This window comes from Streptomyces sp. CBMA152 (genome assembly GCF_014596475.1).
GTDB lineage: Bacteria > Actinomycetota > Actinomycetes > Streptomycetales > Streptomycetaceae > Streptomyces.
Window position 1 is genome coordinate 224,569 of sequence record NZ_MECJ01000033.1, and the last position, 14,947, is coordinate 239,515.

16 protein-coding genes, 1 tRNA gene and 1 riboswitch are annotated in these 14,947 nt (G+C 70.4%); of the genes, 5 read left to right on the forward strand and 12 right to left on the reverse strand.

Annotated elements, in window-relative coordinates; translation table 11 throughout:
- Positions 1–7: 7 nt before the first annotated feature.
- Positions 8–232, reverse strand: a complete 225-nt coding sequence (locus tag BG418_RS34065; RefSeq protein ID WP_188277923.1) for a CbtB domain-containing protein — start codon at positions 230–232, stop codon at positions 8–10.
- Between the two features lie 33 nt (positions 233–265).
- Positions 266–404, reverse strand: a riboswitch (cobalamin riboswitch).
- Positions 405–492: 88 nt separating this feature from the next.
- Between BG418_RS34065 and BG418_RS34070 the strand changes: the two genes are divergently transcribed.
- Positions 493–1,056 carry a histidine phosphatase family protein gene (locus tag BG418_RS34070; protein ID WP_188277924.1) on the forward strand — a complete coding sequence of 188 codons (564 nt, stop codon included), beginning with the start codon at positions 493–495 and terminating at the stop codon, positions 1,054–1,056.
- 53 nt (positions 1,057–1,109) lie between these two features.
- On the opposite strand, the gene BG418_RS34075 is transcribed toward BG418_RS34070, so the two are convergent.
- A tRNA-Val gene (locus tag BG418_RS34075) sits at positions 1,110–1,181 on the reverse strand.
- Positions 1,182–1,366: 185 nt separating this feature from the next.
- Here BG418_RS34075 and BG418_RS34080 point away from each other — a divergent pair.
- From BG418_RS34080 to BG418_RS34090, 3 genes are all read left to right on the forward strand, one after another.
- A complete protein-coding gene (locus BG418_RS34080) occupies positions 1,367–2,770 on the forward strand; it encodes a hypothetical protein (protein ID WP_188278330.1) in 1,404 nt (467 codons plus the stop codon).
- Between the two features lie 92 nt (positions 2,771–2,862).
- Positions 2,863–3,402 carry a DUF4383 domain-containing protein gene (locus BG418_RS34085; protein ID WP_188277925.1) on the forward strand — a complete coding sequence of 180 codons (540 nt, stop codon included), beginning with the start codon at positions 2,863–2,865 and terminating at the stop codon, positions 3,400–3,402.
- A 64-nt stretch (positions 3,403–3,466) separates the two neighbouring features.
- A complete protein-coding gene (locus BG418_RS34090) occupies positions 3,467–3,676 on the forward strand; it encodes a zinc ribbon domain-containing protein (RefSeq protein WP_188277926.1) in 210 nt (69 codons plus the stop codon).
- A gap of 219 nt (positions 3,677–3,895) precedes the next feature.
- Here the strand turns inward: BG418_RS34090 and BG418_RS34095 are convergent, their stop codons facing one another.
- From BG418_RS34095 to BG418_RS34110, 4 genes are read right to left on the reverse strand one after another with little or no spacing between them, the layout of a single operon-like run.
- Complete coding sequence (locus BG418_RS34095; RefSeq protein ID WP_188277927.1) at positions 3,896–4,555, reverse strand: O-methyltransferase; 660 nt, start codon at positions 4,553–4,555, stop codon at positions 3,896–3,898.
- A 20-nt stretch (positions 4,556–4,575) separates the two neighbouring features.
- A complete protein-coding gene (locus tag BG418_RS34100; protein WP_188277928.1) occupies positions 4,576–5,427 on the reverse strand; it encodes an HAD family hydrolase in 852 nt (283 codons plus the stop codon).
- Positions 5,424–7,904 (reverse strand): phosphoribosyltransferase, encoded by a 2,481-nt coding sequence (locus BG418_RS34105; RefSeq protein ID WP_188278331.1) that lies wholly within the window; start codon positions 7,902–7,904, stop codon positions 5,424–5,426. The genes BG418_RS34100 and BG418_RS34105 overlap by 4 nt, the downstream gene beginning before the upstream one ends.
- A 38-nt stretch (positions 7,905–7,942) precedes the next feature.
- Positions 7,943–9,106 (reverse strand): HpcH/HpaI aldolase/citrate lyase family protein, encoded by a 1,164-nt coding sequence (locus BG418_RS34110; RefSeq protein WP_188277929.1) that lies wholly within the window; start codon positions 9,104–9,106, stop codon positions 7,943–7,945.
- Positions 9,107–9,333: 227 nt separating this feature from the next.
- Here BG418_RS34110 and BG418_RS34115 point away from each other — a divergent pair, with 227 nt between their 5' ends.
- Positions 9,334–10,191, forward strand: coding sequence for a TerD family protein (locus BG418_RS34115; RefSeq protein ID WP_188277930.1), 858 nt, complete (start codon positions 9,334–9,336; stop codon positions 10,189–10,191).
- Positions 10,192–10,282: 91 nt separating this feature from the next.
- On the opposite strand, the gene BG418_RS34120 is transcribed toward BG418_RS34115, so the two are convergent.
- The 6 genes from BG418_RS34120 to BG418_RS34145 form a co-directional block, all read right to left on the reverse strand.
- Positions 10,283–11,017 (reverse strand): Tellurium resistance, encoded by a 735-nt coding sequence (locus BG418_RS34120; protein WP_188277931.1) that lies wholly within the window; start codon positions 11,015–11,017, stop codon positions 10,283–10,285.
- Between the two features lie 131 nt (positions 11,018–11,148).
- Positions 11,149–12,297, reverse strand: coding sequence for a DUF475 domain-containing protein (locus BG418_RS34125; RefSeq protein WP_188277932.1), 1,149 nt, complete (start codon positions 12,295–12,297; stop codon positions 11,149–11,151).
- 87 nt (positions 12,298–12,384) lie between these two features.
- Positions 12,385–12,960: a TerD family protein gene (locus BG418_RS34130; protein WP_188277933.1), complete on the reverse strand. Its 576-nt coding sequence runs from the start codon at positions 12,958–12,960 to the stop codon at positions 12,385–12,387.
- 89 nt (positions 12,961–13,049) lie between these two features.
- Positions 13,050–13,625 carry a TerD family protein gene (locus tag BG418_RS34135; RefSeq protein ID WP_188277934.1) on the reverse strand — a complete coding sequence of 192 codons (576 nt, stop codon included), beginning with the start codon at positions 13,623–13,625 and terminating at the stop codon, positions 13,050–13,052.
- 121 nt (positions 13,626–13,746) lie between these two features.
- The gene (locus tag BG418_RS34140) at positions 13,747–14,205 is read right to left on the reverse strand and encodes a peroxiredoxin (RefSeq protein WP_188277935.1); all 459 of its coding nucleotides are present in this window, start codon (positions 14,203–14,205) and stop codon (positions 13,747–13,749) included.
- A 121-nt stretch (positions 14,206–14,326) separates the two neighbouring features.
- Positions 14,327–14,749: a DUF3052 domain-containing protein gene (locus BG418_RS34145; RefSeq protein WP_188277936.1), complete on the reverse strand. Its 423-nt coding sequence runs from the start codon at positions 14,747–14,749 to the stop codon at positions 14,327–14,329.
- Positions 14,750–14,947 lie beyond the last annotated feature (198 nt).

The following is a 14,947-nucleotide window of genomic DNA, read 5'->3' on the forward strand; positions in this document are numbered from 1 at the left end:
CCTGGTCTCAGTGGCAGGGGAAGCCGAGGAGGTGGCGCCCGTCGTGCACCCACTCGTGGACGTTCTCACCGGAGAAGAGGCTGGTGGCGCCCTGCTCGGAGCCGACGAAGTAGAGCAGCACGAGCATGAGGATGCCGAAGAAGAGGGCCCAGGGGGCGATCGCCTTCAGGGAGATGGGAGTGATCGCTGGGGTGGCTGGTGCGCTCGGCGCAGGGGCAGCGGAGAGTGCCATGGCAGAACCTCCTGGGGAACACGCGTCCCGGTCGTTGGTGCCTTTGTCGACGGTGGTGGGTCTGACTTCCCCGCCTTCGCTCCCTCTTCGAGGGAGCTCGCCGGGTTCACAGTGGCGCGACCGTGCCGGAATCTCACCGGGCTTCCTTCACACCGTCTTTATGTCCACGCGACCGTACCGCGCGATGCTCCGCGCCGCTACGGCGCGCGGGAGCACAGCCCCCGCGCCAAGTGCGTGAACGCCCGTGTTCTGCTTGCCTCATGACCGTACGCGTGATGTTGATCTCACCGCCGGCCGACCGCTACGCGCGCGAGGCGCGTGTCGGCGACGACGACGCCGCCCCGGACGACGCGGCCGTGCGCCGGGTCCAGGACGCGGCGGCAGCCCTGCCGGTGCCGGGCCGTCGGCTCAAACCACCCGCGTCGCTCTACGAGTTGGCGCGCGGCCTGCCCACCTGCTCCGAACCGGCCCTGGCCGACTGGGATCTGGGCCGCTGGCGCGGGCAGCGGCTCGACGAGCTGAGCGGCGCGGACCCTGCGGGCGTGCGCGCCTGGCTCACGGATCCGGCGGCCGCGCCGCACGGCGGGGAGAGCCTGCTCGCGCTCGTCGCGCGCGTGGGCGCGTGGCTGGACACGCTGCCCGCCGAGGGCGGCCGGGTGCTGGCGGTCGCCTCCCCTGCGGTGATCCGCGCGGCGGTCACGCACGCGCTGACCCTGCCGCCCCCGGCGTTCTGGCGCCTGGACGTGTCCCCGCTGACCGTCACCGAACTGTCCGGCCGCTCGGGCCGCTGGAACCTGCGCTGCGGGCGTCCGCTGGAAAACTGAAGGAGGTACGACGAAGGCCCCCGCCGGGATCGGCGGGGGCCTTCGTCAAAGGGTGGGCATGGACGGTTTCGAACCGCCGACATCTGCTTTGTAAGAGCAGCGCTCTACCACTGAGCTACACGCCCGTGACACATCCGTGGAAGGGATCCGTGGATGAGGGAACAGCGTACATGCCTCCCCGGCCAGACCTGCAAACCCGTACTTTGGAATGATCCCGCGGGCCGGGTGGGCGCGAACTAATCGACCGGTGTGTTCGTTATTACCAGGTGGGAGAATGAACCGGCAGGCGGACACGGCACTGGAGAGGGATGTGACGGCGACACACGCGCGGCCGTACAGCAGAGCGGGTGCCATCGTCCCCGGTGTCGCGGTGCGGGCCGCCGGGGTGCGGCGGCAGCTGCGCGATGTGCTGACTCTTGCCGCGCTGCCGCTGGTCGTCGGGGTCGCGGTGCTGCCCGGGGCGTTCGCCGGGGGCGGGACGCGGCGCTGGTTCGGCGGACGCGGGGAGAGCGTGCGGGCCGACGCGCAGGCCGCCAAGGACGCGGCGGCGGCCGCCTTCTACGAGCTGGACACCGCCCAGCGCGATCTGCGGATCTCCATCGAGACGATCACGGCCGTGGACAGCTCGCCGGGCGCCCGCAAGGCCGTCGACGACTTCGCGGCGCTCGGCCGGCGCATCGACGAGGTCAGCAACGACTACATCACCACGGTCGACGCACACGACCTGGACCGCGACGGCCTGGAGGCCTCGGCCGCCGCGCGGGCCCGAAGCGAGCTGACCCGCGCCAAGGACGAGCTCGTACGGGTCAAGGGCGAGCTCGACCGGTTCGAGCAGAGCCTGGGGCCGCTGCTCGCCACCGCCGAGACACAGCTGGCGCGGCTCGCGCCCGCCGTCGAGCGCGCGAGACAGGCGCTCCTCGCCGCGAGCACCGCTCTCGATACGGTGCGGGCGTCCGGGCTGCGGGCGGACGAGCTCGCCGCCCGGCTGGCCGCGCTGGCCCCGGAGCTCACCAAGCTCAACCAGGGCGCCGGTCAGCACGGCGTGACCGAGACGCTCCAGCGCGCCGACCGGGTGCTGCGGGAGGCCGAGGTCGTACGGACGGAGGCCGCGCGGCTGCCCGAGCGGGCCGCCGAGATCGACCACCGCCTGGTCTCGCTGCGCACGCGCGCGCAGGCGCTGACCACCCGCGCCGGAAGCGTCGACCCCGTCCTGAGCGAGCTGCGGCGCCGGTTCTCGGCCGCGTGCTGGCAGGACCTCCAACATGTACCGGACCAGGCACTCGCCGACGTCAAGCAGGCCGAACAGAAGCTCAAGGAGGCGGCCACCGCGCGCGAGGAGCAGCGCTGGGCCGACGCGACGTCGCGGCTGAGCACGGTCAGGGCGCTGCTCAACTCCACCGACGAGGCGGTCTCGGCGGCCGGTGACCGGCTGCGGCGCCTCGACGCGGTGGCGAAGGACCCGCAGCAGGAGATCGAGCGCACCCGGTTCGCGCTGCGGGACGCGCAGCGCCTCGCGATGTCCGGCCGCGCCACCCCGGACCCGCGCCACGCCCGTCCGCTCGACGACTCCGTGGGCCGCCTGGAGCGCGCGATCGCCACGCTTGAGGGCCGCCACCCCGACTACTGGCACTTCCTCACGGAGACCGAGGCGGTACGGGCCGCCGCCGCGGGCGTGGTGGCGCAGATCCGGGAGGAGCGCGGGCAGGGGGGCTGACCGGCCCTTCCCGGACGAGTTGTCGCGCGGGCCCGGCAGGCCGATGCTGGGAGTACGTATGGACACGTACGTACCGAACGAGGAGGCCACGCATGGCCACCCATCTGCTGCACTCCACCCTCGCCCACCGCGTCTCGCTCGACGAGCACCTGCCCGTCGACCACCGGCTGAGCAAGGTCTACCGCGTAGGAGCCGGGCTCGTCGGGCTCTTCCTGGTCGTCTTCGGCGTCCTGGGGCTCACCCACAACATCGGGTTCTTCGACACCGGCGGCAAGCAGGTCGCCGGGCTGAACACCAACGGCACCCTGAGCGTGATCTCGATCGTGGTCGGCGCGCTGCTCTTCTTCGGCATGGTCAAGGGCGGCAACTTCGCGTCCTGGCTGAACATGTCGCTCGGCGTCCTCTTCCTGATCAGCGGGTTCGTGAACCTGGCCCTGCTCGACCGGGGCTCGGCCAACTTCCTCGCGTTCCAGATGCAGAACGTGATCTTCAGCTTCATCGTCGGGCTGGTGCTGATGGTGTTCGGCATGTACGGGAGGGTCGGCGCGCATCTGCCGCACGACAATCCGTACTGGCGCGCGCGGCACGAGGACGCGGCGGAGGAGGGCACTCCGCATCGGCCTCTGCGGTAGTGGTCGGCCGGTCGGCTTCAGTGGCCGCGCCCCGTGCTCCGGGTGCGGCCGCTAGCCTGGGCGTATGCCTCGCTATGACTTCCGCTGCCGCTCGTGTGGCGACACGTTCGAGATCAGTCGGCCTATGGCCGAGTCGTCCGCGCCCGCGACGTGCCCTGCGGGGCACTCGGACACGGTGAAGTTGCTTTCCACCGTGGCGGTGGGGGGTGCGTCCCGGAACGCGGCGCCCTCCGGGGGTGGCGGTGGATGTTGCGGTGGGGGTTGCTGCGGCTAGCCCCCGGGGGCGTTGTTGTTTGACTGCGGGCCGTCTTGGGCTGGTCGCGCCCACGCGGCGGAGCCGCACAATGTCACAGCCCCGCGCCCCTAAAGGCAGGGGGTTGCGCGCGTCGCACCACGGAAGCCATGCCCCCTGAGCGCGGCTTTCGAGTGCGGATCGTGCGTGGCTTGTCGCGCAGTTCCCCGCGCCCCTAAGAACAGGGCGCACCGCACCTGCTCACCGCTTCCTCGACAGCGTCAAGCCGTCCGCCACCGTCAGTAGCACGCTGTCCATGCGGTCGTCGCGCTTGACGTGGTCGTTGAAGCGTTGGATCGCGGCTGCCGGGCCCGTTGCCGCCGGGTCGATGACCTTGCCCTGGAAGAGGACGTTGTCGACCGCGATCAGACCGTTCGGGCGCATGCGGGGGACCAACTCCTCCCAGTACGCGATGTAGTTGTCCTTGTCCGCGTCCAGGTAGGCGAAGTCGATGTGGGGCACGTCGGGCATCGCCTGGAGGGTGTCCAGGGCCGGGCGGATACGCAGGTCGATCCGGTCCGTGACGCCCGCCTTCGCCCAGGCCTCGCGGCCGTACGCCGTCCACTCCTCGGAGATGTCGCAGGCGATCAGGCGCCCGTCGGCCGGGAGCGCCTGGGCCATGGCGAGGGCGGAGAAGCCGGTGAACGTGCCGACCTCCACGACGTGCCGGGCGCCCACCAGCCGTACCAGGAACGCCAGGAGCGGTGCCTGCTCCTCGGCCGACTGCATGCCCGCATGGTCGGGCAGCCGCGCGTACGTCGTCTCGACGAGCTCGCGCTGCACCGCGTCCAGCGGCGGGTTGTGCGCCAGCATGTACCCGTACAGCTCGTCCGTGATCTTGGTCGTGTTTCCCTTGGCCATATGGGCGAGTATGGGGTGGATTACGCCCGCACTGCGGCACCCGGGGTCGTGTCGGCCGAGGCGCGGGCCACGCGCGCGACGAACCGGCGCACGATCTCCTCGCCCGCCACCACCCCGCGCTCCTCCAGGACGCCGACGTGCGGTGCGGCCCAGCCGGAGTCGGCGAGTTCGCCGTGGCCCGGGCGCCAGCCCTGGTCGGCGGCGAGCAGCAGATCGGCGTCGAGGAGCGAGTCGCCGGCGGCGAGGGTGAGGTCGGCGCCGGTGCGCCGGGCCACCTCCCGTACGGCCGCGCTCTTGGTCAGGGGCTTGGGGACCGCGTAGATCTTGCGGCCCTGGAGCGAGACCGTCCAGCCCCGGTCGTCCGCCCAGGCGCCGAGCTCCTTGACCCAGTCCTCGGGCAGCAGCGTGCGCTCGACCACGAGATACGCGAACAGGTCCTCGGCGACCCGCTCCTTGCGCAGCCAGACGGGGTCGGCGGTGGCCGCGATGTGGGCGCGGACCTCGTCGAGCGTGGCGCACTCGGCGGCGATCCGCTCGTCCACCTTGCGCCGCCAGCCGAGGTCGGTGACCCCGTCGACGAGCAGCTGACCGCCGTTGGCGCAGATCGCGAACCGGGCGGGCGGGCCCGGGAGTTGGATGCGCTGGTACTGCTTGCGGGTCCGGGTCGTGGTGGGCACGAAGACGGTCGCCGGGTCCGCCTTCAGCCCCGCGAGCAGGGACGCCGCACGCTCGGTCATGAACGAGAGCGGCCTGTGCTCATGGATCTCGACGCAGAGCAGCCGGGGCGCCCGGGGGTCGGGCATGGTCAGGCCCAGGGCCGCCGCCGAGTAGATCAGCGTACGGTCCAGGTCGCTGGCGATCAGGGTGCTCATCGGGAGACCACGGCCTTTCCGTCGGCGCCGGTCGCCCCGCGCGTGTACTGGGGGTGGATCAGTCCGACACAGCTGTACGGCAGGTCGTCGACCCATTCCACCGGCACGCCCCGCTGCTCGGCGAGCAGGCGTACGTGGTCGAGGTCGGCCCCGGCACTGTGGTGGGCCAGGATCTTCCAGGGGACGCGGCGCAGCAGGACGCGGGTGGTCTCGCCGACGCCGGGCTTGACGAGGTTGACGTCGTGGATGCCGTACTCCTCGCTGATCCGCTCGACGGCGGCCCAGCCCTCCCAGCTGGGGGTGCGGTCGGCGGCGCGGACCACCTTGCCCTCGGCGTCCACGTCCGCGCCGACCTCGTCGAAGCGGGCGGCGACGGCGTCCAGGAAGTCCACCGAGACGTCGGCGTCGGCCAGTTCGCGGTAGAACTTGGCGCCGTGGAAGTCGCCCGGCCCGATCAGGTCCGCGCGCAGCACGGTGCGCGATATCAGCCCCGACACGGTCGAGTTGAGGCACGCGGACGGGATGAGGAAGTCCTCGCGGGTGCCGTACGTACGGACGCACGAGCCCGGGTCGGCGAGCACCGCGATCTCCGGGTTAAAGCCGTCGAACTCGGGGAACTCCCGTATCGCGGCCGCCAGTTCACGGGTGATCGCGCCCTTGCCGGTCCAGCCGTCGACGAAGACGACGTCGGCGGGGTCGTGGTGGGCGGCGAGCCAGCGCAGCGCGTTGGGGTCGATGCCCCGGCCGCGCACGATGGAGACGGCGTAGTGCGGCAGGTCGAGCCCGTGCCGCCACTGCGCCCAGCGCCGCATCAGGACACCGACGGGGGTGCCCGCGCGAGCCAGCGAGACCAGCACCGGGCGCGGCGAGCGCTCGGCCAGGACCGTCTCGGTCACGATGCCCACGGCACGGGCGATCCGGGCGGCCGAGGTGTCCAGGGCGGCGCGGAACAGCGCCTGGTACTGGGGCGAGGGCTGGTACTCGACCGGCAGCGACTCGGCGTAGTGGGCGCCGCCGCTCTGGATCGCCTCCTCGCGCTCCTCGGTCGGCGCCTCCAACTCGACCCCGGACAGGTCCTTGAGCAGCCAGCCGACCTCGTCCGGCGCGTACGAGGAGAAGTCGGGACCGCGCAGCGGCTCGGGCATGGGAACACCTTCGGGTACGTACGAGGGGACGACGACGGGGACGACGTGCGGGATGTGCGCGGCGAGCTGGGCCAACAGGCCGTCGGGGGCGTGGAGTTCGGGGGTGTCGGCGGTGGAGTCGACGACGGCGACCACCGTGTCGAAGCCCGCGCCGGCGATGTTGTAGGCGTAGCGCTCGCCGGGGCCGTCGGCCGGGGTGTCGTGGGCGGGGAACGCTATGCGGGTGCGGATGGCGTAGCCGAGGTCGTCGACGGGGAGGACGGGCGAGCGGGTCGTCGTCGAGTATCGGACGTCCAGGCCTGCCTGCTCCAGGGCGAGGGCGAGGCGCAACGGGGTGTACATCAGCTCTTCGAAGCCGAGGACGAGGGTTTTGCCGGGGGTCGCGCCCAGGTGCGCGGCTATTCGGTCGGCCATGGCGGGGAGCGCCGCCTCCAGCCGGGTGCGGTGCGCCGGGGTGAAGCCGTGGCGGGCGCCGTCGGGGAGGCCGTGGGGCCAGGGCAGGGCGACGGGGGCGGAGGTCGAGGGAGCGGTGCCCGGGGACGGGGTCCCGCTGTGCCCACCCGTCCCGCCCTGCGGGACGTTTGCCCACAGCGGGGCGGGGACGGAAGCGGCGGCGGGAGCGGGCTCCTGCGCCGACTCGTGCTGCGCCACCAGCGCCTGGCCTCGCTCCAGTACCCCTTCCGGCAGGTGAACCGTTCCTGCCGCCAGTGTCACCAGGTCCACCCGTGCGCCCAGTTCATCCGCGAACGCGGACAGGCGGGACTGGTCCGACGGGGAGCGCATGTCGACCAGGGCCACCACCACGTACCGCTCGCGCGGGTATCGGGCGTGCAGCGCACGGATCGTGTTCAGGACCGTGTTGCCCGTCGAGAACTCGTCGTCGACCAGCACCAGCGGCCCGTCCCCGGCGAGCAGCGCGGGGTCCTCCGGCAGCAGCAGGTGCGAGGTCGCGTGGGAGTGGGACTCCTCGAAGCCGCCCGCCTGCGCGACGCCCGCGACCGGGCGCCGGGTGGAGTGCAGGTAGGGCGCCACACCCACACCGTCGGCGACCGCGTGGCCCAGGCCCGTCGCCGTCTCCGCGTACCCGAGCACGACCGCACGCGCAGACTCGTCGGCGCCGAGCAGCGCCCGTACCTCCTCGCCCAGACCGAACCCCGCCCCGTACACCCGCGAGGGCAGCTGGGGCACATGCTTGCCCAGCACGTTCGAGACCAGCAGATGCGCCCGCTTGGGGTTGCGGCGCAGGGCCAGCCCCAGCAGGGCGCGCAACTGCTCGTCACCCTGCAGTTCGACCCCGAGCCGCTCCGCGACCCACGTTCCCGACCAGACCACCACGTTCGCTACGTCCTCTAGTTGTTCGCTGGTTGTTCTCAGCCGGACAGACCGGCGGTCAGCAGCTCCACGAAGCCGGTGTCCTCGCGCGCGACGCCGAACACCTCGGCGCGCTGCAGAGTCCGCTCGGCCCAGGCGCGGTGCGGCTTCACCTCGTTCATCTTGTTCGTGTACGCCGAGCGCAGCACGCCTCCCCCGCCGCGCTCGGGACGCAGGATGTCCTGCGCGTCGCTGTACTCCTCGTGGCTGACGACTGACAGCGCGTGCACCGGCACCACATGCGAGGGGTGGATGCAGGTCTTGCCGAGCAGTCCGTTGGCGCGGTCGAGTTCTATCTCGCGCAGCAGGCCGTCGATGTCGTGCTCGATCAGCGCGTCGCGCAGGTCCTCGGCGCGGCCCTCCAGGAAGGGGCTGCGGCGCAGCTGCGGCTTGAACATGCGCTCCTGGAGCCGGAAGTACTCCCAGACGGGGCCGGTGATGGTGAAGCCGGTGCCGTCGGCGCGCCCCAGCACGTTCACCACGTCCGCGATCACCCCGGCCACGATCTGCACGTCGTACGCCGTCATGTCGGGCGAGCGCCGCAGCCCGTACGCGGAGCAGAAGTCGGTCACGCCGAGCCGCAGCGCGAGCACCCGCTCACGGTACTTGTCGACGGTGCGGGCGATCCCGGTCAGCGTCTCGCAGCGGGATTCCAGATGCAGCAGCTCGGGCGATTCGAGCACCGGCATCGCGAAGAGCCTGCGCCCGCTCGCCGCCTCGGCCACGGTCAGCGCCTCCAGGAACGGCACCCCGCGCTCCTCGGTGAACTTCGGCAGCACGAACCCGGAGAGCAGCCGGGCGGTGGGGCCGAGCCGCTGCACCAGGTCGGGGATCTGGGCGGGCTCGCGGACCCGGATGAACAGCAGCGGCGGCTCACCGCCGCGCGCGTCGAGGTCGGCGAACTGGCGGACCAGATTGGCCTCGGCCCCGGCGACCTCCGCGTCGTCTATCGAGTCCTCCAGGCAGAGCACCATGGACACGACACCCCGGCGGGCCTGCTTCATGACGTCGTCGGCGAGCGTGGGCCGGGTCGCCGGGCTGTAGAGCGTGGCTCCCAGGGCCGCGGAGAGCAGGCGCGCCGGAGAGTCCGGGCTGAACTCGGCGGGCTCCCGATGGAAGAGATCCTTCCGAGCAGCAGGCGGAACGTGTCCGAAGTGACGCATGTGGATTCCCCTGAACTGCAACGATGGCCCGGACTGACGTGTTGGGTGGCCGGTAATAGTACGTAGGAACACCTGTCCCGAGTTCCCCACCCGTGTGAAATCCGGGTAACCCGCCCACCCCCTTCCCCTGCGGTGTGCGTGCGCGGTACGTAAGGTACGTACCGCTCATCTGCGGGACAAGGCCCCCGCGTTGTCCGGGCGGGCGGCGGGAAGGCAGGATGGCGAGCATGACGCACGCGATGCTGAAGGGATCGAACGTCCCGCTGGACGCCATGGCCGTACGGGCGGTGCTCCGCTGGACGCCCGGCGCCGACGTGCCGGACGTGGACGCCTCGGCGCTGCTGCTCGCCGCCGACGGCCGGGTGCGTTCCGACGAGGACTTCGTCTTCTACAACCAGCCGCGCCACCCCTCGGGCCTGGTGCGGCGGCTGCCGAAGAAGCGGGTCGGCGAGGCGTTGACCGACACCATCGAGGCCGATCTGGCCGCGCTGGACCCGTCCGTCGACCGCGTCCTGGTCACCGCGTCCTCGGACGGCGCGTCCTTCGGCTCCGTGCGCGACCTGCGGGTCCTGCTGTACGACGCGGGGCCGGGCGGGACCGAGCCGCTGGCCGTGTTCGACGTACGGGCGGAGACCGGCGAGGAGACCGCGATCATCTGCGGCGAGCTGTACCGGCGCGCGGACACCTGGAAGTTCCGCGCGGTGGGACAGGGCTATCCGACCGGCCTGGTGGGGCTCGCCACCGAGTACGGGATCTCGGTGGACGAGGCCACCGAGGACGCCTCCTCGGGCGCCACGGCCCCGGCCGCGCCGGAACCGGCCCGTCCGGCCTTCCCGGCGCATGCGCAGACCTCGGCCCAGCCGCAGACCCAGCAGTACCCGCCGCCGCCCGCCGCCTCGCCCTCCTACGGGTATCCCCAGCCGGCGCCGCCGCAGTACCCGCCCGCGCAGCAGCCCGCCTACGGCTATCCGCAGCCTGCCTCCGCGCAGCCCTCGTACGGCTATCCGCAGCCCGCGGCCGCGGCTTTCGCGCCGGACCCGAACTTCGTGCTGCCGCCGATGGGGCCGCAGTTCATCCGGCAGTGACGCCGGTGACGGCCGCGGTGACGACAGCGGCGGCAGCAGGAACGGTTCGCGGGTGGGCGGTAAGCCGCCCGGCCCGCTCACGCGCGCGCTCTCATGCCTTCGTCTTGTAGCCGCGGCCCCACTGCAGCCCCCATCCGTACAACCGGTCCAGCTCGGCCTGGAAGCCGTAGACGAACTTCACCTCGCGCCGCACGACCATGTCGCCCTTGATGTTCTCGATGGTCACCACCGCGCAGGAACGCGCCTGCGGGGCGTGCTCGTCGAGGTCGATCTCGATCCGCGGGCCGTTGCTCGGGAAGAGCGTGACCTTCGCGTGCGTACGGTCGAACGCGGGCGTCGAGTCGTAGATGTAGACGAAGATCAGCAGCCGCTTGATGGACTCACGGTGGTCCAGGTTGACGTATATCGTCTCGCCGGACGCCGAGCCGAACCGGTCGTCGCCGCTGAGCTGCACATACGGCGGCGCGTTGGTGGCGCCGAAGAAGCTGCCGAGCGGCTGCACCACGCCCTTGGAACCGTCGGTGAGCTCGTACATGCACCCGAGGTCGAGGTCGACGTTGACCAGGGCCTGGCTGTGCGCCTGGACCACCTCGGGCTTGAAGAGCTTGAGGGGGTGGCGCAGTACGCTCGGCTGCGCGCGGCCGCCCAGGTCGGAGGTGCGCATCCGCCACGACAGGTTGATGCGCAGATTGCCCCCGTTGGCACCCTGCTTGCCGAGCGAGACCATCGGATGCCGTTTGGTCAGCTCGATGGAGTTGCTCGCGGCGCTGCCCGTGTCGAACTGCGCCGAAGGCCTGCCCCGCAACAGGCTGTCCCAGAAGGCCATCTGTCCCCACCCCTATGCAAAGAGAACGGCGGGGCGGCCAGGAGGCACCGGACCTCGTGACCGCCCCGCACAGAGCGTTCCGCAATCGTCGGCCGATCACACCACTCAGTGGGTGATCACACCAGGGAGATTCAGGCTCCCGTGACGGCTTCCGCCTTCTCGCTGCCGGCCTCTTCGCCGCCCTCGGCCGCGAGCCGCTTGTTGCGGCGGACCGACGACCAGAAGGACCAGGCGATCAGGACGACGCCGACGAGGCCGGTGATGACCTCGTTGATCTCGTACTGGATGGTGACCAGGAGGATCACGGAGAGGGCGCCGATCGCGTAGTGCGCGCCGTGCTCCAGGTAGACGTAGTCGTCGAGGGTGCCCTGGCGGACCAGGTAGACGGTGAGCGAGCGGACGTACATGGCACCGATGCCGAGGCCGAGCGCCATCAGGACGATGTCGTTGGTGATGGCGAAGGCGCCGATCACGCCGTCGAAGGAGAACGACGCGTCCAGGACCTCCAGGTAGAGGAACATGAAGAACGCGGCCTTGCCGGCGAGCAGGACCGCCGAGGCGCCGCCCCGGCCGCTCTTCTTGGCCTCTTCCTCGGCCTCCAGCTCGCGCTCCTCGTCTTCCTCGAGGCGGTCCTCGAAGTAGCCGGAGAGACCGCCGACGATCATGTACGTGATCAGACCGGCGATGCCGGCGAGGAGGACGGTCTGGGCCTTGTCCGCGTGCGCGCCGCCGTGCAGATGGGCGTGGGTCGCGAAGGTCATCGACGAGATGAGCAGGACGACCAGCGCGACGGCGACCGAGAGCATGTCGATCTTGCCGAGCTTGGCCAGCGGCCGCTCGATCCAGCGCAGCCACTGGATGTCCCGGTCCTCGAAGATGAAGTCCAGGAAGATCATGAGCAGGAACATGCCACCGAAGGCGGCGATCGACGCGTGCGCGTCGGTCACGAGCTCCTTGTAGTGCTCCTTCTCGTTCAGCGCGAGGTTGACGGCGTCGATGGGGCCGATCTTGGCGCTGATGGCGACGATGACGACGGGGAAGACCAGCCGCATGCCGAAGACGGCGATCAGGACGCCGACCGTGAGGAAGATCTTCTGCCAGAAGGCGTTCATCTTCTTCAGGATTCCGGCGTTGACCACCGCGTTGTCGAACGACAGCGAGATCTCCAGGATGGACAGGATCGCCACGATCCCGAACGCGGTCCAGCCGTCGTAGAGCACCGCGAGCGCGAGGCCCACCGCGGTGATCACGAATGACCAGCCGAAGGTTTTCAGAATCACTGACTACCCCATCTAGCTCATGGGGGTCCCCCGGACCAGGTCCGAGGGAGAGTCTCCCCCCGCGCCGCGCACCTCTTGGGCACAGCTTTACGAAACGTTGACCCCGAAGTCTAGAGCGATGCCGCGCAGACCCGACGCGTACCCCTGTCCCACGGCACGGAACTTCCACTCACCGCCGTAGCGGTAGAGCTCGCCGAAGATCATCGCGGTCTCCGTCGAGGCGTCCTCGCTCAGGTCGTAGCGCGCCAGCTCCTGGCCGTCGGTCTGGTTGACCACGCGGATGAACGCGTTGGCGACCTGGCCGAAGGACTGGCCGCGGTTCTCCGCCTCATGGATCGAGACCGGGAAGACGATCTTGTCGCAGCCGGCGGGCACCTTCGTGAGGTCGACGATCAGCGACTCGTCGTCGCCCTCGCCCTCACCCGTCAGGTTGTCCCCGGTGTGCTCGACCGAGCCCTCCGGGCTCTTCAGGTTGTTGTAGAAGACGAAGTACTCGTCCCCCAGGACCCGGCCCGAGGCGCAGAGCAGGGCGCTGGCGTCGAGGTCGAAGTCCGCACCGGTGGTGGAACGCGCGTCCCAGCCGAGGCCTACCAGCACCTGGGTGAGGTTGGGTGCGGCCTTGGAGAGGGAGACGTTGCCTCCCTTGGCGAGCGTGACGCCCATGATCGTGAATCCTCCCCTGAATGGCGAACGAAGGGTTGAGCGCGTCCGGCGCCGCACGGGGTGCGGCGCCGGACGAGGGAGAGCAAGGCTCAGACGTTGACGCCGAAGTCCTGCGCGATGCCGCGCAGACCCGACGCGTACCCCTGGCCGATGGCGCGGAACTTCCACTCCGCGCCGTTGCGGTACAGCTCGCCGAAGACCATGGCGGTCTCCGTCGAGGCGTCCTCGCTCAGGTCGTAACGGGCCAGCTCCGAGTTGTCCGCCTGGTTCACGACGCGGATGTACGCGTTGCGGACCTGGCCGAAGGACTGCTGGCGGCTCTCGGCCTCGTAGATCGAGACCGGGAACACGATCTTGGCGACATCGGCCGGCACGGCGGCCAGGTTCACCTTGATCACTTCGTCGTCGCCCTCGCCCTCACCCGTGAGGTTGTCCCCCTGGTGCTCGACGGAGCCGTCGGGGCTCTTGAGGTTGTTGAAGAAGACGAAGTTCGAGTCGTTGGCGACCTTGCCCTGGTCGTTGGTCAGCAGCGCGCTGGCGTCCAGGTCGAAGTCACCCCCGGTGGTGGTACGAGCGTCCCAGCCCAGACCCACGATGACCGCGGTCAGGTTGGGTGCGGCCTTGGTCAGCGAGACGTTGCCGCCCTTGCTGAGGCTGACTCCCACGAGTCCTCCCAATGGTGTGAGGGGCCGGCTTGGTCAGCGTCCCCGTCCGTACGTTGTATCGGATCAACGTCTGGATCCTAGTGAGCGGTTCCCGCCTCAAACAGGCGATTCGACCGAAGGATCACAGGGTGTCGAGCGCCTTCACGTAGTCATTGAGGTCGCGGGCGTCCGGAAGACCGTTCATGACGGTCCAGCGCACCACGCCCTCCTTGTCGATCACGAAGGTGCCGCGCACCGCGCAGCCCTTCTCCTCGTCGAAGACCCCGTACGCGCGCGAGGTCTCGCCGTGCGGCCAGAAGTCCGAGAGCAGCGGGTACTCCAGGCCCTCCTGCTCGGCGAAGACGCGCAGGGTGTGGATGGAGTCGTTGGAGACGGCGAGCAGCTGGGTGTCGCGGTCCGTGAACTGCGGCAGGTTGTCACGCAGCTCGCACAGCTCGCCCGTGCAGACGCCGGTGAAGGCGAACGGGTAGAAGAGGAGCACCACGTTCTTCTCGCCGCGGAAGTCGGAGAGCTTCACGGTCCGGCCGTGGTTGTCCTTCAGCTCGAAGTCCGGGGCCTTGGTGCCGACCTCGATCGCCATGTAACGCCATCCCTTCTGTGGGCCTCCGCCGGAGGCCGCGTGGGCCGTTCAGGTGAGGGGACCAAGACTACGCACAGGGCCCCCGCCGAAGAATCCGGCGGGGGCCCTGGGGCGTGGAGGATCAGCGCTTCCCGGACTTCAGGCGGGTGCCCGACCAGTCCTTGCCGACGCTGATGCTCTTGGCCGGCGAGAGGCCGGCCGTCTGCGCGGCGTCGTTGATGTCGCTGGGCTCGACGTAGCCGTCCCGGCCGGTCTTGGGAACCAGCAGCCAGATGGTGCCGCCGTCCTCAAGAAGGCCGATGGCGTCCACCAGCGCGTCTGTAAGGTCCCCGTCCTCGTCACGGAACCACAGCAGCACGACGTCGGCGACGTCGTCGTAGTCCTCGTCGACCAGGTCCTGGCCAATCAGCGATTCGATGCCCTCGCGGAGATCGTGGTCGACGTCGTCGTCGTAGCCGATCTCCTGGACCACCTGTCCGGGCTCGAACCCCAGCCTTCCGGCCGGGTTGGTCCGCTCCTCCGCGTGGTCCGCGGTCGCGCTCACGGCTTGCCTCCTGATCTTGATTCGGTAAGTTCTGCAGCCGCGCGCGTACGCGAGGCTTGTGGGCGTAGTCCACACGGGCGGGACGAATCGCGCAAGTACCAGGCCCCCGAACCCGCCCTTTGGGGTGCAGTGTGCCCCCACTCAGGGGCGCGCGCCGTCCTGCCGGTGATTCATCCCACACCCTTGCAGATAGTTTGC